22 protein-coding genes are annotated in these 24,593 nt (G+C 41.3%); 7 read left to right on the forward strand and 15 right to left on the reverse strand.

Annotated elements, in window-relative coordinates; translation table 11 throughout:
* From AN213_RS12150 to AN213_RS12160, 3 genes are read left to right on the forward strand one after another with little or no spacing between them, the layout of a single operon-like run.
* A complete protein-coding gene (locus AN213_RS12150; protein WP_054552907.1) occupies positions 1 to 675 on the forward strand; it encodes a response regulator transcription factor in 675 nt (224 codons plus the stop codon).
* Entirely contained in the window at positions 669 to 2,006 is a 1,338-nt protein-coding gene (locus tag AN213_RS12155) for an ATP-binding protein (RefSeq protein WP_054561221.1), read from the forward strand. Before AN213_RS12150 ends, AN213_RS12155 begins: the two co-directional genes overlap by 7 nt.
* Positions 1,993 to 2,409 (forward strand): hypothetical protein, encoded by a 417-nt coding sequence (locus AN213_RS12160; protein WP_054561220.1) that lies wholly within the window; start codon positions 1,993 to 1,995, stop codon positions 2,407 to 2,409. Before AN213_RS12155 ends, AN213_RS12160 begins: the two co-directional genes overlap by 14 nt.
* 47 nt (positions 2,410 to 2,456) lie before the next feature.
* Here the strand turns inward: AN213_RS12160 and AN213_RS12165 are convergent, their stop codons facing one another.
* Positions 2,457 to 3,494 carry an AI-2E family transporter gene (locus tag AN213_RS12165; RefSeq protein WP_054561983.1) on the reverse strand — a complete coding sequence of 346 codons (1,038 nt, stop codon included), beginning with the start codon at positions 3,492 to 3,494 and terminating at the stop codon, positions 2,457 to 2,459.
* Positions 3,495 to 3,646: 152 nt separating this feature from the next.
* Between AN213_RS12165 and AN213_RS12170 the strand changes: the two genes are divergently transcribed.
* From AN213_RS12170 to AN213_RS12180, 3 genes are all read left to right on the forward strand, one after another.
* Positions 3,647 to 4,237 carry a hypothetical protein gene (locus AN213_RS12170; RefSeq protein ID WP_054561219.1) on the forward strand — a complete coding sequence of 197 codons (591 nt, stop codon included), beginning with the start codon at positions 3,647 to 3,649 and terminating at the stop codon, positions 4,235 to 4,237.
* Positions 4,238 to 4,300: 63 nt separating this feature from the next.
* Positions 4,301 to 5,206 (forward strand): M14 family metallocarboxypeptidase, encoded by a 906-nt coding sequence (locus AN213_RS12175; protein WP_054561982.1) that lies wholly within the window; start codon positions 4,301 to 4,303, stop codon positions 5,204 to 5,206.
* Positions 5,207 to 5,391: 185 nt separating this feature from the next.
* The gene (locus tag AN213_RS12180; protein ID WP_054561218.1) at positions 5,392 to 5,808 is read left to right on the forward strand and encodes a hypothetical protein; all 417 of its coding nucleotides are present in this window, start codon (positions 5,392 to 5,394) and stop codon (positions 5,806 to 5,808) included.
* A gap of 37 nt (positions 5,809 to 5,845) precedes the next feature.
* Here AN213_RS12180 and ccoG read toward each other — a convergent pair whose 3' ends face one another.
* From ccoG to AN213_RS12225, 9 genes are all read right to left on the reverse strand, one after another.
* Positions 5,846 to 7,228 (reverse strand): cytochrome c oxidase accessory protein CcoG, encoded by a 1,383-nt coding sequence (gene ccoG, locus AN213_RS12185; RefSeq protein ID WP_054561217.1) that lies wholly within the window; start codon positions 7,226 to 7,228, stop codon positions 5,846 to 5,848.
* 151 nt (positions 7,229 to 7,379) lie between these two features.
* On the reverse strand, positions 7,380 to 8,786 hold the full coding sequence (locus tag AN213_RS12190) for a sigma-54-dependent Fis family transcriptional regulator (RefSeq protein ID WP_054561216.1): 1,407 nt from the start codon (positions 8,784 to 8,786) through the stop codon (positions 7,380 to 7,382).
* A 111-nt stretch (positions 8,787 to 8,897) separates the two neighbouring features.
* Entirely contained in the window at positions 8,898 to 9,455 is a 558-nt protein-coding gene (locus tag AN213_RS12195) for a DUF1439 domain-containing protein (protein ID WP_054561215.1), read from the reverse strand.
* Positions 9,456 to 9,509: 54 nt separating this feature from the next.
* Complete coding sequence (locus tag AN213_RS12200) at positions 9,510 to 12,191, reverse strand: DUF349 domain-containing protein (RefSeq protein ID WP_055198734.1); 2,682 nt, start codon at positions 12,189 to 12,191, stop codon at positions 9,510 to 9,512.
* Positions 12,181 to 12,462, reverse strand: a complete 282-nt coding sequence (locus tag AN213_RS12205) for a YeaC family protein (RefSeq protein ID WP_054561213.1) — start codon at positions 12,460 to 12,462, stop codon at positions 12,181 to 12,183. The genes AN213_RS12200 and AN213_RS12205 overlap by 11 nt, the downstream gene beginning before the upstream one ends.
* A 1-nt stretch (position 12,463) precedes the next feature.
* On the reverse strand, positions 12,464 to 12,790 hold the full coding sequence (locus AN213_RS12210; RefSeq protein ID WP_054553080.1) for a hypothetical protein: 327 nt from the start codon (positions 12,788 to 12,790) through the stop codon (positions 12,464 to 12,466).
* Between the two features lie 151 nt (positions 12,791 to 12,941).
* Positions 12,942 to 14,444, reverse strand: a complete 1,503-nt coding sequence (locus AN213_RS12215; protein ID WP_054561212.1) for a sodium:alanine symporter family protein — start codon at positions 14,442 to 14,444, stop codon at positions 12,942 to 12,944.
* 285 nt (positions 14,445 to 14,729) lie between these two features.
* Complete coding sequence (locus tag AN213_RS12220) at positions 14,730 to 15,857, reverse strand: M14-type cytosolic carboxypeptidase (RefSeq protein ID WP_055021157.1); 1,128 nt, start codon at positions 15,855 to 15,857, stop codon at positions 14,730 to 14,732.
* 202 nt (positions 15,858 to 16,059) lie between these two features.
* Complete coding sequence (locus AN213_RS12225) at positions 16,060 to 17,502, reverse strand: glyceraldehyde-3-phosphate dehydrogenase (protein WP_054561210.1); 1,443 nt, start codon at positions 17,500 to 17,502, stop codon at positions 16,060 to 16,062.
* Between the two features lie 174 nt (positions 17,503 to 17,676).
* Between AN213_RS12225 and AN213_RS12230 the strand changes: the two genes are divergently transcribed.
* On the forward strand, positions 17,677 to 18,483 hold the full coding sequence (locus AN213_RS12230) for a DUF2989 domain-containing protein (RefSeq protein WP_055021158.1): 807 nt from the start codon (positions 17,677 to 17,679) through the stop codon (positions 18,481 to 18,483).
* A gap of 64 nt (positions 18,484 to 18,547) precedes the next feature.
* Here AN213_RS12230 and ihfA read toward each other — a convergent pair whose 3' ends face one another.
* The 5 genes from ihfA to AN213_RS12255 form a co-directional block, all read right to left on the reverse strand.
* Positions 18,548 to 18,847, reverse strand: coding sequence for an integration host factor subunit alpha (gene ihfA / locus AN213_RS12235; RefSeq protein ID WP_002960690.1), 300 nt, complete (start codon positions 18,845 to 18,847; stop codon positions 18,548 to 18,550).
* Positions 18,848 to 18,849: 2 nt separating this feature from the next.
* Entirely contained in the window at positions 18,850 to 21,237 is a 2,388-nt protein-coding gene (gene pheT / locus AN213_RS12240) for a phenylalanine--tRNA ligase subunit beta (protein ID WP_055021159.1), read from the reverse strand.
* Between the two features lie 15 nt (positions 21,238 to 21,252).
* Positions 21,253 to 22,233, reverse strand: a complete 981-nt coding sequence (gene pheS / locus AN213_RS12245) for a phenylalanine--tRNA ligase subunit alpha (RefSeq protein WP_054552893.1) — start codon at positions 22,231 to 22,233, stop codon at positions 21,253 to 21,255.
* 77 nt (positions 22,234 to 22,310) lie between these two features.
* Positions 22,311 to 23,021 carry a DnaA regulatory inactivator Hda gene (gene hda / locus AN213_RS12250; protein WP_171038282.1) on the reverse strand — a complete coding sequence of 237 codons (711 nt, stop codon included), beginning with the start codon at positions 23,019 to 23,021 and terminating at the stop codon, positions 22,311 to 22,313.
* Positions 23,021 to 24,076: a DUF2066 domain-containing protein gene (locus tag AN213_RS12255; protein ID WP_055198735.1), complete on the reverse strand. Its 1,056-nt coding sequence runs from the start codon at positions 24,074 to 24,076 to the stop codon at positions 23,021 to 23,023. The genes hda and AN213_RS12255 overlap by 1 nt, the downstream gene beginning before the upstream one ends.
* Positions 24,077 to 24,593 lie beyond the last annotated feature (517 nt).

Raw genomic sequence — 24,593 nt, forward strand, 5'->3', positions numbered from 1 at the left:
ATGCGAATTTTAGTAATTGAAGATGATTTACACTTAGCAGATAACCTTCGTAATGCCCTAGAAAAAGAGCGTTACAGCGTTGACCTTTGTCACGATGGTGAAGCTGGTTTATTCCATATTACCGAATACCCGCTAGATATGGCGGTAGTCGATTTAGGCTTACCAAAAGTAGATGGTATTGAATTAATTACCAAAGCACGTGCACAAGGTATTACCATTCCTATTTTGATTTTAACGGCACGTGACCGTTGGCAAGATAAAGTAGAAGGCTTAGATGCAGGTGCAGATGACTACCTAACTAAACCTTTCCACGTTGAAGAGCTAATTGCCCGCTGTAATGCGCTTATCCGCCGTAGCGCAGGTAAAGCAAACCCAGAAATGACAGCTGGCCCAATTAAAATTCATACTCGCTCACAACAAGTATGGGTTAACGATAAAGAACTTAGCTTAACGGCGTACGAATACAAAGTTTTAGAGTACCTAATGGTTAATCCACAAAAGGTAATTTCTAAATCTGAACTAACAGAGCACATTTACGACCAAGACTTCGACCTTGATTCAAACGTAATTGAAGTTTTCGTATTGCGTTTACGTAAGAAGCTTGACCCTGATGGTACCCTAAACCCAGTTGAAACATTACGCGGCCGTGGTTATAGGCTAAAAAGTCAGTGGTAGCATCGCAAATACCGCTTAAAGTAAGGCAAGGATTTATCCTTGTCTTTGTTTTATTAGTCGCCCTACCAATTCTGTTTTTCTCAATTGGTAAGGCTTACTACGCCTCTTTGGTCGAAGCGACCGAAAAAACCCTCGAAGCTCACTTATATTCATTAATTTCTGAAGTTGATTTCACTGAACGCGGCATCGTTATGCCAAGTACTATCTTAACGCCAGAACTAAACCGACTAAATTCAGACACCTACGCGATGATTTACCGCGGTGACTTACCGGTTTGGTATTCTGAATCGGCGACCAATATCAATTTTATTCCTGATAACTTTGAAGCCCCTGCAGGCTCTGCTGATTTTCGCCGTGTTGAATACAACAATACCGTATACTGGCAGTTAACGCTTACTGTTATTTTAGAGAACATTGACCAATCAGAGCATGCACGTTTTATTTTATTAAAGCGTAATGATGCCCTACTGAGGCTGATGGATGGTTTTAAGCAAACACTCGTAAATTGGATGTATGTGATGGGTGTGGCCATTGCAGCACTTATGGCGATTGGTTTTGTTTGGAGCGCAAGGCCACTGCAACGACTCGATAAAGAAATTAAAGCCATTGAGTCGGGTGATAACCAACAAATTAAAGGTCTTTACCCGGTTGAACTACAAACCATTAAAGCCGATTTAAACTTATTACTTGAATCGCAGCAGCGCCAAAAAGAGCGTTATCGTGCATCGTTAAGCGACCTTGCTCATGCATTAAAAACGCCATTGGCAGTGCTTAAATCAAGCCCTTTAGCCAATGATGCGGATGCACAAGAGCAGTTAGACCGCATTAATGTGATGATCGAACACCAGTTAAAGCGCGCTGCAACAGGTGCGTCTGACACCTGGAAGAAACAAACCCATATCAAGCCTGTTATTGATTCAATTTTAAGCGCGATGAGCAAGGTTTATCGCGACAAAGATATTATATTTACCTCAGAGGTTAGTGAAAAAGACTATTTCTTGGGTGATAAAACAGATTTGATGGAACTACTTGGTAATTTAATCGATAATGCCTGTAAAGCTTGCCGTTCACAGGTCGATATAAAGGTTAAGCAGAACAAAAAGTTAACGCTCAGTATAAGTGATGATGGCCCAGGTGTTCCTGAGCACAAGCGTGAATCATTACTAACTCGCGGTACCAGACTCGATACCTACGAAAGCGGCCATGGTGTCGGCATGGCTATCGTGTCGGATTTAGTCAACTCGTATAATGGCACATTAACCATTAAAGATGCAGAGAAACTAGCCGGTGCTGAGTTTATATTAGAGTTTAATTACCATGATAAAAAATAAAACATCAATACTCGTAAAAGGCAGCTTTTTAGCTTTAATTGCAAGTGCATCGCAGGCTCAAGCAGAGCAAACGTGTGAGCTTGCGAGCAACAATACCGATGACACAAAACGCTATATTCAATGTCTAGATCAAGTTATCGCCGATATTCAGCGTGACCAAAAGATGTGGATTAATAAGCTCACTATGGATCTTGAGAAAATTAAAGAAGATACCGGTAACAGCCAATTGCTACCGATTTTTAATCGCAGCATCAAGAACCAAGAACGTTATTTAGAAGACAGCTGTCGTTGGCGTTATTTACAAAAAATGCCAAATGGTACGAAAGCCGCTATTGCCTACAAGCAATGTGAAATTGAGATCCTAAAAAACCATGTGCAGGTTTTACAGCGACCTCTAAAGTGATAACACATAAACATATTGAAAAGTAAAAAGGCGCTTAAGCGCCTTTTTTAATCTTCAAGTTTTAGCTCTTCGCCATTGCCAAGCAAGGTAGCAAGCCATCGCCCTTCTTGACTAGTCTCTAAGGCTATTTTAACTATCATGGTCAATGGAACTGATAACAGCATACCCACGGTCCCCATCAGCCAGCCCCAAAAAATCAAGGATAAAAACACCACCAGCGTCGATAAACCCAGCCCTTTACCCATAAAACGCGGCTCGACGATATTACCCATCACCGTGTTTATAACTAAATAACCACCAGCAATAAACCCTGCAACCAGTGGGCCTTGAGTGATCAAAGCAAGTAACACAGGAGGCACCGCAGCAATGATAGAGCCAATGTTAGGGATATAATTAAGCATGAACGCCACTACACCCCAAAGTACAAAGTAATCAACATCAAGTGCCCAAAGCATAAAGCCTGCAAGCATACCTGTGCCTAAGCTAACCAGCGTTTTAATAGCCAGATAAGAATTAATTGAATCTAAGAATCGGTCAACCTGCTGCATTTTCATTTCAGGATCATCCAGTGCTAAATGCACTTTTTTGCTCAGCATAGGTCCTTCAAACAACATGAACACCACGGTTAGGATGATCAAAAACAGGTTCGCCATCACGCCACCGAGGCCTGTGAGCATGTTGGTTGCAACATCAATCATTTTGCCCGGATCGAATAAAGAAATAATCTGTTCTTTATCAATCAGGATGTTATAACTCGCTGCAACATTAACTACCCAGACAAACTCTTCTTTTAGTTGTGCTTTGTACTCAGGCAGCTTTTCAGAGAAATCGGTCATCGATTGCCCAACCAATCCGGCAAGGCTTATCCCTACACCAACAATCATCAACATAACAAACACAACAGCAATCCCTTTAGGGATACCGTATTTGGCAAAGAAACGAATTAAGGGATTACAAATAATGGCAATAAAGGCTGCCAACACAAATGGGATAACAATCACACTTGCGGCTTTAATACCCGCTAAAACAACGACTAAAGCAGCAAATATCACTAAACTTTTATTTACACCAGTCAGGCTCGACAAAATAAAATCCTTGTTAGTTTTTTTATCAGTGTAAGTGAAATACGCCGCAAAAGAAATCACAAAGCAGCTGGCACAATTAATGCTCATTATACGTGCATAATTTGAACAATTTATGATACATATAAGTAAGCGTGCTTTAAAAGGAGCTTTATATGGCACATTTATCCGAACAAGAACTCTCTTTTTTCAACCGTTTATTCGAGGCTGAACGGACTGATAGCGATCCAACCGATACAAAAATGTCTGTTAGGCTTAATTTGCCTGATAAATTAAATGGTTTACTTACCAATGCCAAACTGACACTACTGGCTGAAGTAGGGATTTATCAGTTGTGGTTTCCGCTTGAATTTAGCAAGGACGAGAATGGCCAACTGATCCCTGTACTTAGCGCACCAGAAGTAATAGATACCAAAGGCATCGAACGCAGCTGGCGTACGCCAGATCTTGAAATACACACCGAACAATTTCAAATATTGTCTTTATCAAGTACGGGCGTGTTACTCAAGCCGAAGCGTCAATCACCCGATCTTAATAAAGAGATACTGTTGGCATTTAATTTACCTAGTGAAGAACACGTTATCCTTAGCGTAAAGCTAATACGAACGACCAGTAAAGGGATTGCCGGAAAAATAGTGAAAGTGTGTCAGGGTGAAGATGCACTGCGTAAATACTTATTTGAGACCCATAAGCATCATCATGCAAAGCTGTACGAGCAAGGTAACTTTACTACTGAGCTTATCTAGTTGCAGCAGCTTAACAGCTTAGATAAGCTTGGCGTTTTGCAGCAAGTCACAACAAGGTATTTTATGAGTTACCCTATTGGAACCCCAGGTAAACCGTGGAACGACGCAGATAAGAAAGCATGGTTTGAATTACAGTCAGTAAAGCGTAGCTATTTAGATGATGTTGTATCGCAACTAAACTCTTTATCAAGCGATTTCAATATTGAGCAATATGGCGCATTGAGTTACGACAGAGACAAATACCCACTTTACATTTTAAAGAGCAAGCAATGGCAAGCTAATAAACCGGTTGTGCTGGTTACCGGTGGTGTTCATGGTTATGAAACAAGTGGTGTGCATGGTGCTTTAGCGTTTGCTAAGAGAAGTGCCAAAGACTACTTTGCTGACTTTAATATTTTAGTGGCTCCGTGTATCAGCCCTTGGGGTTATGAAACGATTAACCGCTGGAATCCAAATGCCACGGATCCAAATCGCTCATTCTATGCAGATAGCCCAGCTGAAGAGTCTGCAGCAATTATGCAGTATTTAGCCGACAACGCTATTGCACCTTATGTGCATATTGACCTACATGAAACGACAGACACTGATAATAGTGAGTTTCGCCCTGCTCTAGCAGCACGTGATGCAACGACCCACGATAACTGGAACATTCCTGATGGCTTTTATCTTGTCGCTGATAGTGAGCGTCCGCATGATGCATTTCAAACAGCGATTATAAAATCAGTTGAGAAAGTAACCCACATCGCACCAAGTGATGAGAATAACCAGTTGATTGGTGTGCCACAAACTCAATTTGGTGTGATTAATTACCAAGCGAAAAAACTGGGGTTATGTATGGGCTTAACCGATGCAGAATATGTCACAACAACAGAGGTTTACCCTGATAGCCCACAGGCAAATGACGACATTTGTATTGATGCACAAGTAGCCTCAATTACCGGTGCTTTGAACTATATTGTTAACAAATAGTTAGTTATATTTTAAATCTGGGGTGAATGATTTATCCACCCCAACCTTAAATAGCTAGATAAAATTTACACATATATAAATTTAATGAAAAAGTTATGTTTTTTGAAATTTGTATACTAAATAACTAGACACATACATAGAATTGTATAAAATTCGCGCTCTTTTTAATTCAAAAGGGAAGCAAATTGGAATTTAAGAATCACTATGGCAGTGTCAGTATCATCACTGATGGTCCAATTATTATTGGGCAATTTTCTGGTAATATTAACGCACGTTTGGTCAATGACTTTGCAGTCGATTTAAAAAAGCATATTTCTGCTTTAGCTGGAAAGCCGTGGGCATATATTAGTCATTCTACCCAATTACTTGCTACCACCCCTGATGCTGAACGTGGTTTCACGCATTTATTTCGTGCTCTGCAAGGCACTAACTGTATAGCCACCGCTTATATGTTTAGCTCGTCTATTGTGCTTAATCAGATGAAACGCATCATTGCACAAGCGCAATCACCGATTCAAATAATGGACTGTTTATTTGATGATTTAGACAGCGCTAAGGCTTATGTGCTTAAGCAGCTCGAATTTGCAGAAATGGCTTGTTAAAAACAAGCCATTTTCGTTTCTGGAGCCGTGATTGAGGTTAATCTCGGTAAAACTTAGTTTCTTTAGTTATTGCGATATCAGCATCTTCTAATGCTTGAATGTGAAAACTGATAGGCGTTACTTTTGATTTCAGCTCGTAGCCATCTGCAACCACAGTGACAGGCACACGCTTCATCTGACCTGCCTCAACAGTTATCGTTTCAGGCACTTGTAAGCTTGCTTCTTCAATACCACTGATGCCGATTGAATAGCTCAAGCTATGCTGTGTTTTGTTGATAATTGATAAGGTATATGGGTTTTCTACTAAGCCTTCAAAATTTACACGGTACAGGGCATTACGGTCACGAATAACTGAAGCCTCAATAGGTGTACGCATTGCCATCCACACAACCATGCCAACGACAAACAGCGCTGTTAAACCACCATAGCCAAGCAGTTTTAACCTAAATGGATTGGTCGTTTTGCCTTCCATTTGTTTTTCAGAGGCGTACCTGATCAGGCCTTTTTGATAGTTGAATTTTTCCATCGTGCTATCGCACGCATCAATACATAAGCCACAGTTTATGCATTCATACTGCAAGCCATTACGAATATCGATACCGGCTGGGCATACTTCAACACATAGGTTACAGTCTACGCAGTCACCTAAGCCTAACTCTTTAGGATCGGCTTTACGCTTACGCGCACCACGAGACTCCCCTCGCGCTTGATCGTAGGTAACAACTAACGTGTCTTTATCAAACATTACTGATTGAAAACGTGAATAAGGGCATGCGACAGTACACATTTTTTCACGTAAGAATCCCGCATTGCCATAGGTACAAAAAGCAAACAGGAATACCCAAAAGCTGACGATCCCAGACATTTCTAAGGTAAATAAGCTCATGTATAGAGACTTAGCAGGGATGAAATAAGCCATAAATGACATAGATGTAAGCAAAGAGATCAACAGCCAAGCTGCATGCTTAGTGATTTTCTTTTGCCATTTACTCACTGACCAATCAGCTTTATCAAGTTTAATACGCTGATTACGGTTACCTTCCACTTTATGTTCGACCCAAGTAAACATCAGCATCCAAATTGTTTGTGGGCAAGTGTAACCACACCAGACACGACCTAACCAGTTAGTGACGAAAAACAAAGCAAACGCCCCTGTCATAAATAACATGGCTAAGATCATAAAATCTTGTGGTAATAGCGTTAAGCCAAATAAAGTAAATTTTTGGCTGGCTACGTCGAGTAAAACAGCTTGACGGCCATCATAGGGGATCCACGGAATGGCGATGAACGTCAGCATTAGCACCCAGCCTAAGTAACGGCGGATACGTTGGAAATACCCCTTTTGCTCACGAATATAAATTGGCCCTTCTTGGTTGTAGGGCTTGATGATTAAGTCTTGCTCTTTAATATCAAATTTCATTTTGCTACTTACTTTTGTGTCGGTAATAACCTGACAGAGCAACAATCAGGCCAACACAAATTAAAAGTAAGTCATTGATATTAAATGGTTAAATTTATATTTGAACATTCAAAAGCACGATATATCGCGAATTCTCGCGGTATATCACGAATCAACGCTTTATCGCTAGCTTTTTCATCTTTGATCTAAGGGTACTTTCTGGCAGGCCCAGCAAGGTTGCAGCACCATTTTCACCTGATATTTGCCCGTTACAGCGTTTTAGCACCTCACAAATATGCTGCTTTTGTACAGCATCAAGAGAAACCACCTGCTCATTTGATTGCTCGTTACTCAAAGGTGCAGACAGCTGTAATACAGCTTGCTTAGACAAAATAGCTTCACGCTCAAGGATATTTTGTAGCTCACGAATATTACCTGGCCAATCATAATTAGCCAATTTAGTGAGTGTTGCTTTGCTTAGCCCTTTTAACTGTTTACCTAAGCGCTTGTTTAACTGCGTAATAATATTTGCTGCAAGTAGTGGAATATCTTCCTTGCGTTCACGAAGCGCAGGCACACGAATAGGAAACACATTTAGGCGATAATACAAGTCCATTCGAAAGCTACCCTGCTCAACCATTTGCCACAAGTTACGATTTGTTGCAGCCAACACTCGGATATCGACTTTTAAAGTTTGACTACCACCGACACGCTCAAACTCTTGCTCTTGTAGTACCCGCAGTAATTTACTTTGCGCCTCTAATGGCAGCTCTGCCACTTCATCTAAAAATAAAGTGCCTTTATCAGCCAGTTCAAAACGCCCTTTTCTGCGTTCGTTAGCGCCAGTAAACGCCCCTTTCTCATGACCAAATAACTCAGATTCAATTAAGTTGGCGGAAAACGCCGCGCAGTTTACTTTTATGAAAGGTTGCTCAGCGCGATTGCTCAAGCGGTGAAGGTTTCGTGCCACCAGCTCTTTACCCGTGCCGTTTTCACCTAAAATCAAAACCGTACTATTGGTTTGGCTTACCAAGGTAATTTGCTCGAGCATACTTTGAAATGAATGACTTTGCCCAACTAAGCCAGAGTCTTGCCAATCTTCATTTAACTCTGAAATCAGGTAAGCATTTTCAGCTTGTAGCTGCTCAGATAAGTGCTGAACTTGTGCTAAGGCATCACGCAACGCCACTTCTGTTTGCTGTTGTTTGGATACATCGCGAAAAATCGCGACTGCCCCAATCAAGGCACCATTTTTATAAACTGGCGTTGAAGTATACTCAACAGCAAAATAGCTTCCATCTTTACGCCAGAATACTTCATCGTTTACATGACGGTGTTTGCCATCGAACATAGTGCAATATATTTGGCATTCATCCGCCGGGTATGGTGAGCCATCTTTACGAGTGTGATGATGATATTGATGTATTTTTTTGCCAAGGAGTTCGTCTGCTTTCCAGCCTGTCATGCGCTCCGCAGCAGGGTTTACAAAAACTGCATTACCCGATAAATCGAAGCCATAAATACCTTCACCTACGGCATTTAGCAGTAATGTGGGGTCGTTTAAAAATTCCTTGATCATAGCTATCACTCAATTCGCGAAATATCACGAGCAATTATGACAAGGTTGAACATGCTTAACAAGCAATTACAAAAAAAGCGGCTAGAAGCCGCTTTAAAATATCAAATAGTTTTACAGTGTGGGCACTAAAATAATTTCACCCTGAGATACTTTCATATCTAATGGTAGTTTGCTCAACAGTGCGACTTTAGGGTCGTTCATATTTAGCTTATAGACAGGGTTAACCGCTAAAAAGCCGTTAATCACTTGCATTGCTTGGTCATCTAATAAGTTTAAGCTGCCCTTAAAACCCGCGGTGTCGATTGTTGTATCAACCAGTTTTACATTACGTAAAAAGACCGCTTTTTTCTCGCTGTCATAAAATGGGCTGCCTTCAATTTGTAGTTTTAAGCGTACTGGATACTTAAGCGCAAACGCTTTGATAACAGCACTAGAATCAGCTCCTAAAACCACCACATCACGCTTATCTGGGCCAACATTGACACTCAGGTCGTTTACTGCAAAATCAACTGGTAAGCCCATCAGCTTAATCTGTTCACTTAGTTTTGGTAATTGATTAGCAAGTGCTGCTTCAATCTCAGAATTGGTAAACGAGTAAACAGACATCCCTTGGTCTGTACTTTTACATGCTCCTAAAAATAAACAGGTAAGTAGTAATAAAATTCTCATTGTTTTCCTCAAAAACACACGGAAAAAAACCGCTTTAAAAAGCGGTTTTATTCGTTAAATTGCAAATATTGCTTTAAGCCTTGCTAGTGTGTCAGCTGAAACTGAACCCTCACTGACTGCAAGTAATTGCTTTAAGTAATAATAAACATCTGCGTGCTCACCACGGTGTTTATCATCTAACATCGCAACTTGCTCTGTCATACGTAACTGACTATCGGCCGATTCTACGCCTGCCAGAATTTCGATACGAGTTAACAGCTGCGCAGCGTTTAGCCTAGTTGTTAATGAAGCTTGAAACTGTGAAGGCAGTTCACTGTGGCTCTCAAGAGCAGCAAATAAAGCCGTTAACTTAGACTGCTCTGCTTGCTTACTGATCTGCGCTGTTTTTGCGCTAATCGCTGCCTCTAACTGAGTCACGCGTGCCGATAATGCTTTTGAGTACTCAAGCTCTGCAAGCTTCACTGTTAAATCTTTAAGCTGTGCAAGGTGCACCACGGTCTCAAGTGCAGACTCAAGCTCACTTAATTGCTCTGCGGCAACTTCGTCATTTTGTTGCTGAACTTGCTTTTGCTGTTCAAACTCGGCACTGCGCTTAGCAAAGGTGTCGTCATTAACTCGTCTGAATTGCTGCCATAAAGTGTTTTCAGCTTTCATTCCAGCAAAGCCAATAGTCTGCCATGTTTGTTGCAGTGCTTTTAGCTCTTGGCACGCAGCAGCTAAATCATCGCTTTGCGATAACTGTGTTGCTTGCTCAACAAGTGCAGCTTTTTGCTCAGCATTTGCTTTATGAAATGCAACAAGTTGACCTTGAACTTGTGATTGCACAGCTTTAAATTGCGCTTGTAGTTCACGATATGTTTTAGGATCGACGTTACCTGCAGAGCGCCACGCTTTAGCGGTACGGTTAAACTTGCTTTCAAACTGCTTCCAATCAAACTCATCAGAAGAGGTATCAAGCTCTGTTAACTGCTGCATTTGCGAGATTATTTCAACGCGCTGTGCTTTAGCTTGCTCACGTTGTTGCTCTTGCTCTGCGAAATACTCACGACACGGCGCAAACAGTAATTCAATTTGTTGATCGAATAACTCGCCTTGTTGCTTTTCTGCATCAGTATCTAAACGCCCTAACTCATTCCAACGACGACGTAACTGTTTAACTTGCTCTGCGCGTTGTTTAGGGTCAGTGCACTCGGTTGCAACAAGTTCATTTACTTCAACAAGTAATGCCTCACGCTTTGGCGCTGATGCGTATTTTTGCCAATCTTTTGCTTCGGCTAACTGTGTTTCTAAATCAGCTTTCAAGCTATTTAATGGCTGCTTGTAATAGTCTGTAAGTGTTGCGTATAGCTCTTCAAAACCTTTAAACACACCAAAGGCAACATTGAAGCGACCTTGGTCAATTAAGCGTTTTACATCACGAGCTTTACGCTTCGCTGTTTGTTGATTTTTCTCAAACTTATTCGTCAGCGGTGCCATCGCTTGCTGCCAGCTGTTTACAACTTCAGCTAAATTGGCTTTAAAGCGACCCTGTAAACGACTAGGAATACTTGCCAGCTTTTTGCGTGCTAATTTTTGCTGTTGCTCAAACTGCTGTTTTAGCCCGTCAAACTCGCTTTCGTCTTCGGTTGTCGCAACTGAGTTTAATTGATCAAATGCCTCTTTAAACTCAGCAATAGCACTAACCAGTTGCGGTAACTGTTCGACTTGGTTAAATAAATTTGTTAAGTGCAGTTTTACATCACTAACATGTTTGTTCTCAGATAAGTTCGCCTCTGCTAACGCATCTTTTGCCTCTGCAACTTTTGCCTCGAGCCAATCTTGCTGAATTTGCTCTGGCGTTTCTAAGCCTAATTGCAATGCATTTTCAATTTCTTCGCCAATTGCTTCAAGGCTTGCCAGTGCTAATACCTGACGTTGTTGTTCAGCTAACGCTTGCTGCGCTGCTTCATGCTCTTTACTTAAAACTGCAATATGAGACTCAAGCTTTTGCGTAATCGCTGAATATTTCTTATCTAACGTGCTTACTTGCTCATCGCTCAGCCATTTTAGTTCGATAGCTTGCCACTGCTGTAATAACTCAGCATGTTGCATCGACACTAACTGAAAGTCATTTTTATCACGAAGCGCATTAAGCTTTGCTAATACCACACGTGTATCAGCTTCTACTTTGGCAGGCATTTCTATCGCTAAGCGTTCATTGTCAAGATGAGTCGCCAGTTGTGTGTGTGCCTCACCTTTTGCATGTTTTAATAGTGATTTAGCAAGTTGATGATTAATCACAAGCTCAACAAGTTGCAATTGCAGCTCTTCACGGCCTTCTTTAAAAGCTTTATCAATTAAGCTTGGGTTTGCTAAACGCTTTAATAACTTAACGCGAACTTGAAGTTCTTTTTCTGCAAAGGCGAGTTTCTCAAGAGTTTTGACTGGTGCATAACGCTCAATAAATTCATTTTTGATATTTGCATCTAGCTGGCTATCGGTATTTAAAACCGCTTGGTTAATATGCTGTTCTGCAACGTCTTTAAGTGCTTGGTCTTGCTTGTATGCTTGCCACCATAAAACAATATCGTTCACTTTGTTTAATGCTTTTTTGCGGATCTCAGCTGAGCTGTCTTCAAGGGCAATGCTATTTAAGATGCTAAGGTCACGCTCTGTATCAAGACGTTCTACCGCAGCTAAACGCACTTGGTTTTTAGGATGCTTCCACTTTGGAGTAAACAGGTGTTTAAAGATCATTTTCACTAAACCTAGCTATTTCATTTTCTGATGCGAATTCTTTTTGCAATTGAGCTTTGCTCTTTTGCACCATTTCACCATTTGCGCCAATGGTAAACTGCTCATTGCTTTGCGAAACTTTAGCTTGATAAAGCATCACGAGTTGAACGGTTTGTTGTTTTTGTTCTTCAGACAAAGGAGTGCCGTCAGGCCACTTACCCGTTGAGGCACCATACTGAAGACGTTCAAATACTTCTGGGGTGATATTTTTAACGATGTGATCAATATTCATGTTACTTTTTCTTTTTTAAAACAACTAAATAGATGCGGCTTACAAGATACCACACAAAACCTACTGCCATTGCCGATGTATAGGCATACCACTCAAGAGACTTTGCTTCGGGGTGCATAAAGTAATAACAGAAAAAGCCCCCTAAAAATAAAATCAGTGCGAGGAAAGACTGATTCATAAACTTTTGTTGTCTACGAATGCGCGTTTCTTTTTGCATTTGCTGCAATTGCTCATTGCTTAGATCGGTGACTTGGCATTCACAATGCGGGCATTGCTTATGTTTGTCAGATATTGATTTTGCACACTGCGGGCAACTAATAATCGCCATATCTTTCTCCATACTACGCATAAAAAAGGCGCCTTTAGGCGCCCTTTATTGTACTTGTTTTATGAGTCGATGTCTTATTTGAATTTCATTCATTTGTGAAGATTCGAAAACCTGCACAACTAAATTCACTACAAAAACTCAAAAACCTGATTTATTGTTTCTGTTTCGCCTTTTCAGCTAGACGCTTTTCCCAGAAAGTCGCATTTTTAATGCCTAATTTAACTGGATCAAAAGTGATTTCGCCACCGGCTTTCTTTTGATCTTCGTAATCACGTAAGCAGTTAAGAGCAGGTTTTGCGACAAAGAAAATAGCCAAAATACCGACAATGTTGATCCAGGCCATTAAGCCTACGCCAATATCACCAATATTCCAGATATAACCAGAGCTGTTTACCATGCCGTAAGCAACCATAAACATGATGACTAGCTTAACAATAACCAGTGGAATATTGCCTTTGAAATAACGGTTTAAGTAAGCAACGTTCGTTTCAGCAATATAGTAATAAGCAAGAATTGTGGTAAATGCGAAGAAGAATAAAGCAATACCAACGAATGCTTCACCAAAGCCACCAAATACACTAAATAATGCCATTTGTGTGAAAGCAGCAGAGCCTACTTCTGTTGCAGCATCAACGTTTTGCACAATGAATTGACCTGCAGGTAACTCACCCACAATGTTGTATTGTTTAGTGATTAGAATCATTAACGCCGTTGCTGTACAAACAAAAATGGTATCAACATAAACAGAAAATGCTTGCACTAAACCTTGTTGAGCTGGGTGATCAACTTCAGCAGCTGATGCTGCATGTGGACCCGTACCTTGACCTGCTTCGTTTGAGTAAATACCACGTTTAACACCCCAACCAATAGCAGCACCAAAGCCTGCTTGCGCGGTGAATGCATCAGATAAGATCATTGAGAAGATACCTGGCACTTTATCTAGGTTTAAGAAAACCACGATTAAAGCTAACACGATGTAACCTAGTGCCATAAATGGCACCACGATTTGTGTGAAGTTTGCGATACGTTTAATGCCACCAAAGATGATAAATGCAAGCACAATTAAGATGATTGCAAGAGCAACAAGCTTAAAGCTACCTACTTCACCAAAGCTGGTGCTAACCAATGTGCCTTCACCAAAAACTTGTGTGAATGCATTACCTACCGCATTCGCTTGAACGCCCGGAAGGAACACACCACAAGCAATAATCGCCGATACTGCAAATAATACGGCTAACCACTTTTGCTGTAAGCAGCGGTCGAAGTAAAATGCTGGACCACCGCGATATTGACCATCTTCTTCTGATTTATAAATCTGACCAAGAGTTGACTCGGCATACGCAGTACTTGCGCCAAGGAACGCAACTATCCACATCCAAAAAATCGCCCCTGGACCACCAAAGCCGATTGCTGCAGCAACCCCGGCAATATTACCGACACCTACACGGCCTGATAACGATACAGCAAGTGCTTGGAACGAAGAAATACCCGTATCTGAATTATTAGAGCTAAGCAATAATTTACACATTTCTTTAAAATGTCTAACTTGTGCGAATCGGGTTAAAACGGAATAAAACAGACCTGCACCTAGACATAAATAAATGAGTGCACTACTCCAAATTATGTCATTAACGGCGCTTACTAAAGCTTCCATGGATATCCTCTATGATTATATTTTTTATTGTTAGTTACGATACTCAGCGTGAGCTTGTGAGAATGCGCGACACGATGACTGTGAGAAATAAAAATGAGATTTTGTTACTTCACAGCTGAACATATTGAATATTAACTTAAACCCACCAAGTTTGTTAACAGTTAATTTTCAATATGCTAAATGTACCTACCTCGTTAACATTTGATGCATCCTGCTCTACACCGTCATTTTTCAGTCAACAGATACAATTACGGGCATCAGTTTTGCTGATGCCCGTAAGGTTCGTTATCTTAATTTATCAACCACGTTAACAATAGCCGCTAACGTATCTTGACCAAATTGATACGAGCGACGGTCTGACCAGCCGTAATCTGGATCTGGTAAATCATCGTTATCTTTAAATGGCATCTCTACCGTGTAAGCTAATGCATTAAATTCATGCGCGACAGCAGAAGAACCGACAGTTAAGTTAGCCTGGCCCGGCTCATCTTTTGGATAACCATGTTCGTCTTGGAACTCAGGCGTCACAGTTAAAAGCGCAGCTTTAAAGCTATCTTCTAACTCTTTTAAGCGATCATCGTAGCCTGGAATACCTTCACTACCCGCAACAAAGTTATAAGGAATTGCCTCGTCACCATGAATATCTAAGTGCATATCAAGGCCCGTTTCACGCATTTTGTTAAGCACTAAGAAAACTTCAGGGCTATTTTCCATGCTCGGTGTTTGCCATTCACGGTTCAAGTTAACGCCTTTAGCGTTAGTACGTAGGTGACCACGCACACTGCCATCTGGGTTCATATTTGGCACGATGTAGAATACCGCTCTAGATAATAGTGCCGCTGCATGTGGGTCTTCATCATCAAGTAATTTATGAAGTAAACCTTCAACGTACCACTCAGCCATAGTTTCGCCTGGGTGCTGGCGCGCCGTGATCCAGATTTTTTTCTTCTCACTGCTAGGAATACCCACTCGTAAAACACTCATGTCACGACCATCAAGGGTTTCGCCTAATGTTTCTAATTCACAAGCATGCTGGCTTTGTGCCCATGCAAGTAAATCTAAGTGACGGTCATAGCTGTATGGCGCAAAGTAAGCAAAGTACATGCTGCTACACTCAGGCTCTACTTCAAATGATAGTGTGCCGTTTGCGTACTCTGATGGTACACGGAACCAAGTTTGACGGTCGTATGATGCAACCGCATGATAACCTTCCCAGCCATCAGGGTATGCTGAGTTCTCTAGGTTATTAATGTGTAATTTATGGTTTTGAAACGCAGTTGTTTCAAGACGAAAGTGAAACCACTGGAAAAAATCAGACTGATTGTCTTTATTGATTTCTAATTGAATATTCAGTGGATCAACGGCTTCAATAACCTTGATATTACCACTGTCAAAATTGCTGGTGATTCTCATTCTATAAACCTATTGGTTAAAAATAATTCTTAGCTATTCGCTTGTTAGTTAAGAATTAAGTCAACGCTCTGTAGTTAGAACGTTTTGTTAGTAATATGGTGTAGACCCTTAACAGCCTATCACATGCTGAAAATTTGCAAAAACTTTCACGACTAAAAAAGCCAGCATAATGCTGGCTTCTAGATTCTTTATAACTTAGGTATTAGCGAGGTAAGCTTGGGAAAGTTACTTCAGCCATATCACGCATACAGCGTACTACCTGACAGCTATAACCAAACTCATTATCGTACCAAACGTAAAGTACAACGCGGTTGTCATCTACGATTGTCGCTTGTGAATCAACAACACCTGCGTAACGGCTACCTACTAAGTCAGTCGATACGATTTCAGTAGACGCTGTGTAATCGATTTGATCACGAAGGTCTGAATGAAGTGCTGTTTCACGTAAGAACGCATTTAGTTCTTCAACAGTTGTACCTTTTTCAAGATTTAAGTTCAAGATAGCCATTGATACGTTTGGCGTAGGAACACGGATAGCGTTACCAGTTAGTTTACCTTCAAGCTCAGGTAAAGCTTTAGAAACCGCTTTTGCAGCACCTGTTGAAGTGATAACCATGTTAAGTGCAGCAGCACGGCCACGACGCTCAGCTTTGTGGTAGTTATCAATTAAGTTTTGGTCATTTGTGTAAGAGTGAACTGTTTCAACGTGACCGTTTTTGATACCAAACTTATCGTTAAGTGCTTTTAATGTAGGGGTAATAGCATTGGTTGTACAGCTTGCTGCACAGACAATCTTATCTTCAGATTTGATATCTTGGTTGTTTACACCGTATACGATGTTTTTGATGTTACCTTTAGCTGGTGCAGTTAATAATACTTTTGCTGCGCCTTTTGCTTCTAAGTGCTGGCCAAGGCCTGCTTCGTCTTTCCAGATACCTGTGTTATCAACAACAAGTGCATTCTCGATGCCGTAAGCTGTGTAATCAACTTCGCTAGGAGAGTTAGCATAGATAACTTGAATGTAGCTACCGTTAGCTTTAATTGCATTGCGCTCTTTATCAATTGTGATTGAGCCATTGAATGGACCGTGGATAGAGTCACGGCGAAGTAAGCTTGCACGCTTTTCTAAGTCGCCGTCTTTACCGCCACGTACAACGATTGCACGTAAACGTAGGTCTGCATAAGGACCTGACTTTTCGATTAATAGACGCGCTAATAAACGACCGATACGACCGAAACCGTATAACACAACATCACGTGGCTCTTTGCGCTCTGAGTTTGCGATTTCTGCTAGTTCGTCAGTTAAGTATTCTTCAACTGAGCGACCTTTCGCAGCATCGTTAAACAAATAACCATACGCTAGTTTACCAATATCGATACGTGCTGAGTTTAAGTCCATTTTGCTAATTGCTTCTAAGAAAGGGAAGCTTTCACGTAAACGTAGTTTTGTACCTTCAAACTGAGCAACTGTTTTGTGTGCTTTGATGATATCGATTGTACTGGCATTAACGAGAGGACGGCCATATACAGCGATTTCGATACCACGATTACGGTAAAGTCTACCAATAATAGGTTGCATACTTTCTGCGTAATCTTGACGTTCTTGCCAGCTGCTTGTGTATTCTAACTCGTGAGATGAGGTCATTTTTTTTACCTAATTAAACAATTTTGAACGGATAGCCTTAAAAAATGTGTTGTGATTTGAGAGCAACACATCTCAGGCAGGGGTATTCTAATTTAAACTCGAACGATTCTCCACTGTTACAGAACAAATCATTGCGCTAGAATAAAGTAGTACAAATTAAGTAGAGGTTAAGGAATGTTATTAAGAGCAAGCGTGTTGCTTGGTTTATTGGCATTAGCAGGCTGTGAAGATCCGCTTACACTAGCGAAAGTGTGCGACGAAACACCTGGCTTCTGCAGTGATTTAAATAAAGACAGTCACTGCAAAGAGCAACGTGCCGAGGTCATCATTCAACGTTATGTTGAATATAAGTCACCAACAGACGAAAACAAATACCAATTATTAAAGGATTTTGAGAAATACGATCAATGTGTGTCGCTTGCCGCCAAGATTGAGCACATAAAACTAAAAGAAAAAACCACGTCTCGTGTTGAAGGTCATTTAACAAGCATCAAAGAAATGACTCGAATTTTTCAAGATACCAAAAATACTGACCACCCAGGTTTATTGTATTACCATTGGTCGCGTAATAACGACCAATCTGCGTTAACTAAATTGCTCGCCCTGGAAGAAAAGCAAGATAAACGGGTGACTGAAGATGCCGAAATGCAGTTTTTCTTGGCAAGCTACTACGTGAAGTTTGATGATGAAAAAACCATTGATTTGCTCTACAAAACGCTAGAGTTAAATAAAGCAGGTGAAGCACCCAATCCTGAGATCTACCCTACTCTTGTGAGCTTATTCTACAAACACGAAAAGTATAAACATGCCTACACCTTTGCACGTGTAGCACAATTATCAGGGTATGAAGATGTCGATATTTTACCTATTGAGCATCAACTCGCTGCCGCAGGCAAAAGCCTAGACAGCTTAGATGATTTAGCACAAAAAACCTACGACAGTATCCAAGAAGGAAGCTTCGTATCACCACGCGGGTTTTGATAATTCCAACTCGCTAATGTGCAGTGCTCAGACAAATAAAAAAGGCAGCTAACGCTGCCTTTTCTTATTTTGCTTTGCTTGTGCCAACTTCTACACGAGTTTTTAGCTTTTGACCTGGTCTAAAAGTCACAACTCTGCGCGCCGAAATAGGAATATCTTCACCTGTTTTCGGATTGCGGCCTGGACGTTCTTTCTTGTCTCGAAGATCAAAGTTACCAAATCCAGAGAGCTTAACCTGCTCGCCTTTTTCTAGCGCTGAGCGGATTTCTTCAAAAAACGCTTCAACTAAATCTTTGGCATCTTTTTTATTGATCCCGAGTTTTTCAAATAGGTGTTCAGCTATGTCGGCTTTAGTAAGCGCCATATCTAGTCCCTCAACGATGCGTTAAATTGTTCGGCCAGTGCGGCCACCACATTATCAACTACTTGATTGATATCTTTCTCTTCGAGCGTTCTATCAACCGCTTGCAGTGTTAGAGCAATCGCCAAACTCTTATAATTTGGCTCAATACCTTTGCCCTTATACACATCGAATAAGTTTAGGTCAACCAATTGATTTCCGCCAACTTTTTCTATGACATTTAAAATATCGCCAGATTTTACGTGATCTTCCACTAAAATCGCGATATCACGGCGGTTTGACGGGAATTTCGACACTGCCACTGCTTCTGGTAATTTTCTTTTTTCTAGTGCAGACATTTCGATTTCAAACACAAATGCTGTGTTGTTGATATCTAGTGACTTTTGCACCTGTGGGTGCACTGCACCAAAGAAACCTACTTTTTTACCATCAACATAAATAACGGCTGATTGGCCTGGGTGTAAGCCATCAGACTGCTCTGCTTTTATCTCAAAACGTGATGAATCATTGCTAATCGCTAAAAGTGCTTCAACATCACCTTTTAAATCATAGAAATCAACGCTACGCTTCTCTTGAACCCAATGTTCACCGTGTGCAAGACCTGAGATTACACCACCAATGACAGCAACTTGGTTTACACCGTTTTCAGCATTTTCGTCACGTAAGAATTTTAAGCCGTGCTCAAATAAGCGTACACGTGGTTGCTGACGGTTTTGATTATAAACTAGAGACGCTAATAGACCCGGCATCAAGCTCACGCGCATTGCCGACATTTCAACCGAAATTGGGTGTGGCAATACAAGCGCATCACTTTGCGGGTGTAAAATTGCTTGTGCTTTTGGATCAACGAAGCTGTAAGTAATTGCTTCTTGGTAACCACGAGTAACAAGCGTATTGCGGAATTTAGTAACCGCAACATGTGACTCGTCATGGTTAGTCATTTTTAATTTAGCAGTTGGTGCAACGTTAGGAATACTGTTATAGCCGTAAACACGCGCAACTTCTTCAATTAAATCTTCTTCGATACGAATATCAAAGCGATAGCTAGGTACGTCAGCACTCCATACACCATCAACAATTTTCACGTCTAAACCTAAACGCGTTAGGATGTCAGTTACTTTTGCATCATCAATGTGGTGGCCAATAACACGGTCTAAACGCTCTCGACGTAAACGTACTTCTGTTACTTTTGGTAATTTGTCAGTTGCGACTGCTTCAACAACTGGGCCTGCTTCACCGCCAACAATCTCAAGAAGTAATGCTGTCGCACGTTCCATTGCATCTTTTTGCAGTGCAAAATCGACACCACGCTCGTAACGGTGTGACGCATCAGTGTGTAAACCGTAGCTACGTGCTTGACCAGCAATAGCGACAGGGTTAAAGAACGCACTTTCTAATAAAATATCTGATGTTGCTTCAGTTACACCTGATTTTTCACCACCAAAAATACCTGCAATAGCAAGCGCTTTGTTGTGATCAGCAATAACAAGCGTAGACTCGTTTAGTTTAGCTGTGTTGCCATCTAACAGAACTAACTCTTCACCCGCATTTGCGCTACGTACTTTAATACCACCTTCAATCGCATTTAAATCAAATGCGTGCATTGGGTGACCTAGCTCTAATAACACATAGTTTGTTACATCAACAACAGGGTCGATTGAGCGAATACCACTGCGACGAAGCTTCTCTACCATCCAAAGTGGTGTTTCTGCATCAAGGTTAATACCTTTAATTACACGGCCTAAATAACGAGGACACGCTTCATCATTCACAAGCTCAATCGATACTTTGTCATCAATCGTTGCAGCAACTGGTGCGATTTCAAGTGTGTTTACATCAACACTGTTAAGTACGCCTACTTCACGCGCTAGGCCTTTAATACCTAGGCAATCACCACGGTTAGGTGTTAAGTCAACATCAATAATGTTGTCGTCTAGGCTTAAGTACTCACGTAAATCTGTACCGATTGGTGCATCACTTGGTAATTCCATGATGCCATCACCTTCTTCGCTGATACCTAACTCAACGAATGCGCACAGCATACCGTGTGAAGGTTGACCACGAAGTTTGGCTTTTTTAATTTTGAAGTCGCCAGGTAATACAGCGCCAACTGTCGCAACAGCTACTTTTAAACCTTGACGACAGTTAGGTGCACCACACACGATATCAAGTAGCTCATCACCACCTACGTTTACTTTAGTTACACGTAATTTATCAGCATCTGGGTGTTGACCACACTCAACAACTTCACCAACAACAACGCCGGTGAACTCTGCTGCTGCAGGCTCAACACCGTCAACTTCAAGACCAGCCATTGATAACTGTTCCGAAAGAGCCTGTGTGTCGATTGCTGGGTTAACCCACTCTCTTAACCACTTTTCACTAAATTTCATTTTATATCTTCACTCTTAACGGAACTGGTTTAGGAATTTTAAATCGTTTTCGAAAAATGCACGTAAGTCGTTTACGCCGTAACGCAACATAGTCAAGCGCTCTACACCCATACCGAATGCGAAGCCTGTGTATTTTTCTGGATCAATACCCACTGATTTAAGAACGTTAGGGTGAACCATGCCACAGCCTAATACCTCTAACCACTTGCCGTTTTTACCCATAACATCAACCTCAGCTGATGGTTCAGTAAATGGGAAGTAAGAAGGACGGAAACGAATTTCCATATCTTCTTCAAAGAAGTTACGTAAGAAGTCGTGCAGAATACCTTTTAACTCAGTGAAGCTTACATCTGTATCAACCATTAAGCCTTCCACTTGGTGGAACATTGGCGTGTGTGTTTGGTCATAATCGTTACGATAAACACGACCTGGTGAAATGATACGTAGTGGTGGCTGCTCAGTTTCCATAGTACGGATTTGTACGCCACTAGTTTGTGTACGTAACACAAGCTTAGGGTTGAAATAGAAAGTATCGTGATCAGCTCGCGCTGGGTGGTGCTCAGGAATATTTAGCGCATCGAAGTTATGAAAATCATCTTCAACTTCAGGACCTGATTTAACCGCAAAACCTAACTCACCAAAAAAGCTTTCAATACGTTCAATAGTACGAGTTACTGGGTGTAAGCCACCTGTTGGCATAACACGACCCGGTAAAGTTACGTCGATCGTTTCTGCAGCTAGTTTCTCTTCAAGAGCCTTACTTGCTAGTAACTCACGCTTTTCGTTAATGGCTGTTTGTACTTCTTGTTTTGCTTGGTTAATCACTTGACCCGCTTCTTTACGCTCTTCAGGGGCAATTTTGCCTAGCGTTTTAAGTAAGCTGGTGATTTCACCTTTTTTACCAAGGTAATTAACCCTGATATCTTCTAGTTGCGCGATTTCATTCGCACTGGCAACTGCCTCAAGTGCTTGCGCTAAAATATTTTCTAAGTTCATTGAGTACCTGGTCTTTCACAGAAGGATTTTTGTAATAGCTAATGATAACTGAAAGCAAGGACTAGATTCTAGCCCTACTAAAGCTTTAACGTTGATTTTATAAAAGGAATTGTTAATTTTCTTTGTGCAGCCATTGAGGCATGGTCAAGTTTGTCTAAAACGTCTAATAATGCACGCATATCGCGGCTTAATCGCGTTAATAAAAAGCGCGCACATTCATCAGTTAGTTCAAGGCCGCGCATATGAGCACGGCGTACGAGGGCTTCCGCTTTATCATCATCGCTCATTGAGCGAATTTGTAATGTTGTGCCCCACTTCAAACGCGATACTAAATCAGGAAGATTGATATGCAGCATGTCAGGTAATAAATCAGCTGTGACCACAAGGTATTTACCCGGCTCATTAAAGCGATTAAAAAAGTTAAATAATCCTTTCTCCCATGCATCGTTGCCTGCCACTAAGTGCACGTCATCGATACATAACACATCAAGATTTTCCAGACCTTCAAGCACAACAGGACCATAATCAATCACTTCACGCATTGAAAGTAACATGGTTGATAAACCACGCTCTTGGGCATGAATACAGGTCGCGTACAATAGGTGGGATTTACCAGAATCACCTAAACCGCATAAGTAGGTATATTGAAATTTATTACTGAGCTTTGTGAACGCATCTTTAAGATGACTCACTTCAAGAGAGTTTTCGCCACCAAAATAAGAAGTAAATGTTTCATCATCAGGCAAAGTAACTGGCAATGCCATTTGCATTGGTTCTTGCACTGCGATTAAAGCCCCTGCCACTGATATTCAAGTTCGTCGCTATTCACCACTTGATAAAAATCTCGCGGGTCTTGATAGGCTTTAAAGGCACTATCAAGTTCTAACGCTTTTCTAAAGTCGTTCATGCTGCCAGTATGATTAACTATAAATTGTACGGTATCAGGCGTACGTACAGATATCACAGCGCGAGTAACAACACTTAAGCTCTCTAAACGGCGTTTAGCAAATTCAATATCAACAAAGTTATTAATACCTTTAAGATAGAAAGTTGCTGTTGCAAGTTGGCCAATCATTGTTGGATCAATGGCATATTCTGCTGCTAAACCACCTGCTAAACTGTCAATCATATCTGCAACAATTTGCTGCTTATCACCCATCAAGCGATTAGTATCGAATAATTCTGCATTAGTGAAACGCCAATCTAGGATCCAGGTTTCTGAATCAGCTTGTTGATACATTCTTGCAGTAATACTGCGCTCTGCACTATAACGACTCGATGCCCGCTCTACGGGTTCAGAGAAATTACCCCATACTTCTGGTATGCCAACAATAGCGCGGTCTTGTAAATCAAGTAATGGCACAACCACAGGTAAACCACGACGACCTGCTTTGTCGTATATAAGCTGTTCAAGCTGCGGATAAGACTCTTGAGTCACCAGTTCACGGCGCCAGTTATCTTCAATGCCTAACCAGATAGCCACTAAAGGACGACGTGTCCCCCACAATGGCAAGCCAAGATCTTTGATTAATGCATTAATCTTATTGGCTTCAAACTTAACAACCAGATTTAAACTGCCATCAGCTTTTTCGTCATATTCGAATTTGAGCATGTAATCTGAAATGTCACGCGTGCGCTGTTTAGCAACAGTGTTTTGATCTGCGCTTGTATCACCACTCACTTTCACCAGCACATTTAGCAGTGCTTCACGGCTTGCTGCCAAACGAGCATCACGTGATTTGTCTGCAACTTTAAGAGTATCTTGATATAAATTAGTCACCTCAACAGCGAAAGTTGAAGCACTCGAAAATAATAATAATAAACAAATAAGTAATCTAGACACAGGCCATTAGTTCTTGCTTTTAAACTGATTTGATCCTAAATCAAAGCCATAAACAAAGCAAAGTTAATTTAATGAACAGTAGCTGAGCAAGTTCGTGAGTTACAAGTTGGGAGTTAGCGAGGGGAAAGTTAGCGAGGGGAAAGTTTTAATGTCTGGCGTAGTTGGGTATAGCGGAGCGAAACCCAACACATCACAGAGCTATAAGCTTTCAGCCGTCAGCGATCAGCCGCGAGGTGGAGGTTCTAGGTTCTAGGCTCTAGGTTCTAGGCTCTAGGCTCTAGGCTCTAGGCTCTAGGCTCTAGGCAAAGTGTACTTGTAGGAATGGCTTTAGCCATGAATGTGTTTTTATGGTCTGAATTCGGCACTGAAGTGCCTCCTACGGGGGTTGTTGCTGAGGGAGTATCTGTACTAAACAACCCCACATTTCAACTGATGGCTGACAGCTGATGGCTGACCGCTGATGGCTGAAAGCTGAAAGCTCCCAGACGCAAAAAAGCCCGACTCTTTCGAATCGGGC

This window comes from Pseudoalteromonas sp. P1-8 (assembly GCF_001399985.1).
In the GTDB taxonomy this organism is placed as follows: Bacteria; Pseudomonadota; Gammaproteobacteria; order Enterobacterales; family Alteromonadaceae; genus Pseudoalteromonas.

Excerpts from the sequence above, each read along its gene's own strand:
- AN213_RS12150 (WP_054552907.1), top strand. The coding sequence starts at position 1 with ATGCGAATTTTAGTAATTGAAGATGATTTACACTTAGCAGATAACCTT.
- ihfA (WP_002960690.1), bottom strand. The coding sequence starts at position 18,847 with ATGGCGCTTACTAAAGCCGACATAGCTGAACACCTATTTGAAAAACTC.
- AN213_RS12190 (WP_054561216.1), bottom strand. The coding sequence starts at position 8,786 with ATGATCAAGGAATTTTTAAACGACCCCACATTACTGCTAAATGCCGTA.
- AN213_RS12170 (WP_054561219.1), top strand. The coding sequence starts at position 3,647 with ATGGCACATTTATCCGAACAAGAACTCTCTTTTTTCAACCGTTTATTC.
- AN213_RS12220 (WP_055021157.1), bottom strand. The coding sequence starts at position 15,857 with ATGAGAATCACCAGCAATTTTGACAGTGGTAATATCAAGGTTATTGAA.
- AN213_RS12210 (WP_054553080.1), bottom strand. The coding sequence starts at position 12,790 with ATGGCGATTATTAGTTGCCCGCAGTGTGCAAAATCAATATCTGACAAA.
- AN213_RS12195 (WP_054561215.1), bottom strand. The coding sequence starts at position 9,455 with ATGAGAATTTTATTACTACTTACCTGTTTATTTTTAGGAGCATGTAAA.
- AN213_RS12160 (WP_054561220.1), top strand. The coding sequence starts at position 1,993 with ATGATAAAAAATAAAACATCAATACTCGTAAAAGGCAGCTTTTTAGCT.
- AN213_RS12230 (WP_055021158.1), top strand. The coding sequence starts at position 17,677 with ATGTTATTAAGAGCAAGCGTGTTGCTTGGTTTATTGGCATTAGCAGGC.
- AN213_RS12215 (WP_054561212.1), bottom strand. The coding sequence starts at position 14,444 with ATGGAAGCTTTAGTAAGCGCCGTTAATGACATAATTTGGAGTAGTGCA.
- pheS (WP_054552893.1), bottom strand. The coding sequence starts at position 22,233 with ATGAACTTAGAAAATATTTTAGCGCAAGCACTTGAGGCAGTTGCCAGT.
- AN213_RS12200 (WP_055198734.1), bottom strand. The coding sequence starts at position 12,191 with ATGATCTTTAAACACCTGTTTACTCCAAAGTGGAAGCATCCTAAAAAC.
- pheT (WP_055021159.1), bottom strand. The coding sequence starts at position 21,237 with ATGAAATTTAGTGAAAAGTGGTTAAGAGAGTGGGTTAACCCAGCAATC.
- AN213_RS12175 (WP_054561982.1), top strand. The coding sequence starts at position 4,301 with ATGAGTTACCCTATTGGAACCCCAGGTAAACCGTGGAACGACGCAGAT.
- AN213_RS12205 (WP_054561213.1), bottom strand. The coding sequence starts at position 12,462 with ATGAATATTGATCACATCGTTAAAAATATCACCCCAGAAGTATTTGAA.
- AN213_RS12225 (WP_054561210.1), bottom strand. The coding sequence starts at position 17,502 with ATGACCTCATCTCACGAGTTAGAATACACAAGCAGCTGGCAAGAACGT.
- ccoG (WP_054561217.1), bottom strand. The coding sequence starts at position 7,228 with ATGAAATTTGATATTAAAGAGCAAGACTTAATCATCAAGCCCTACAAC.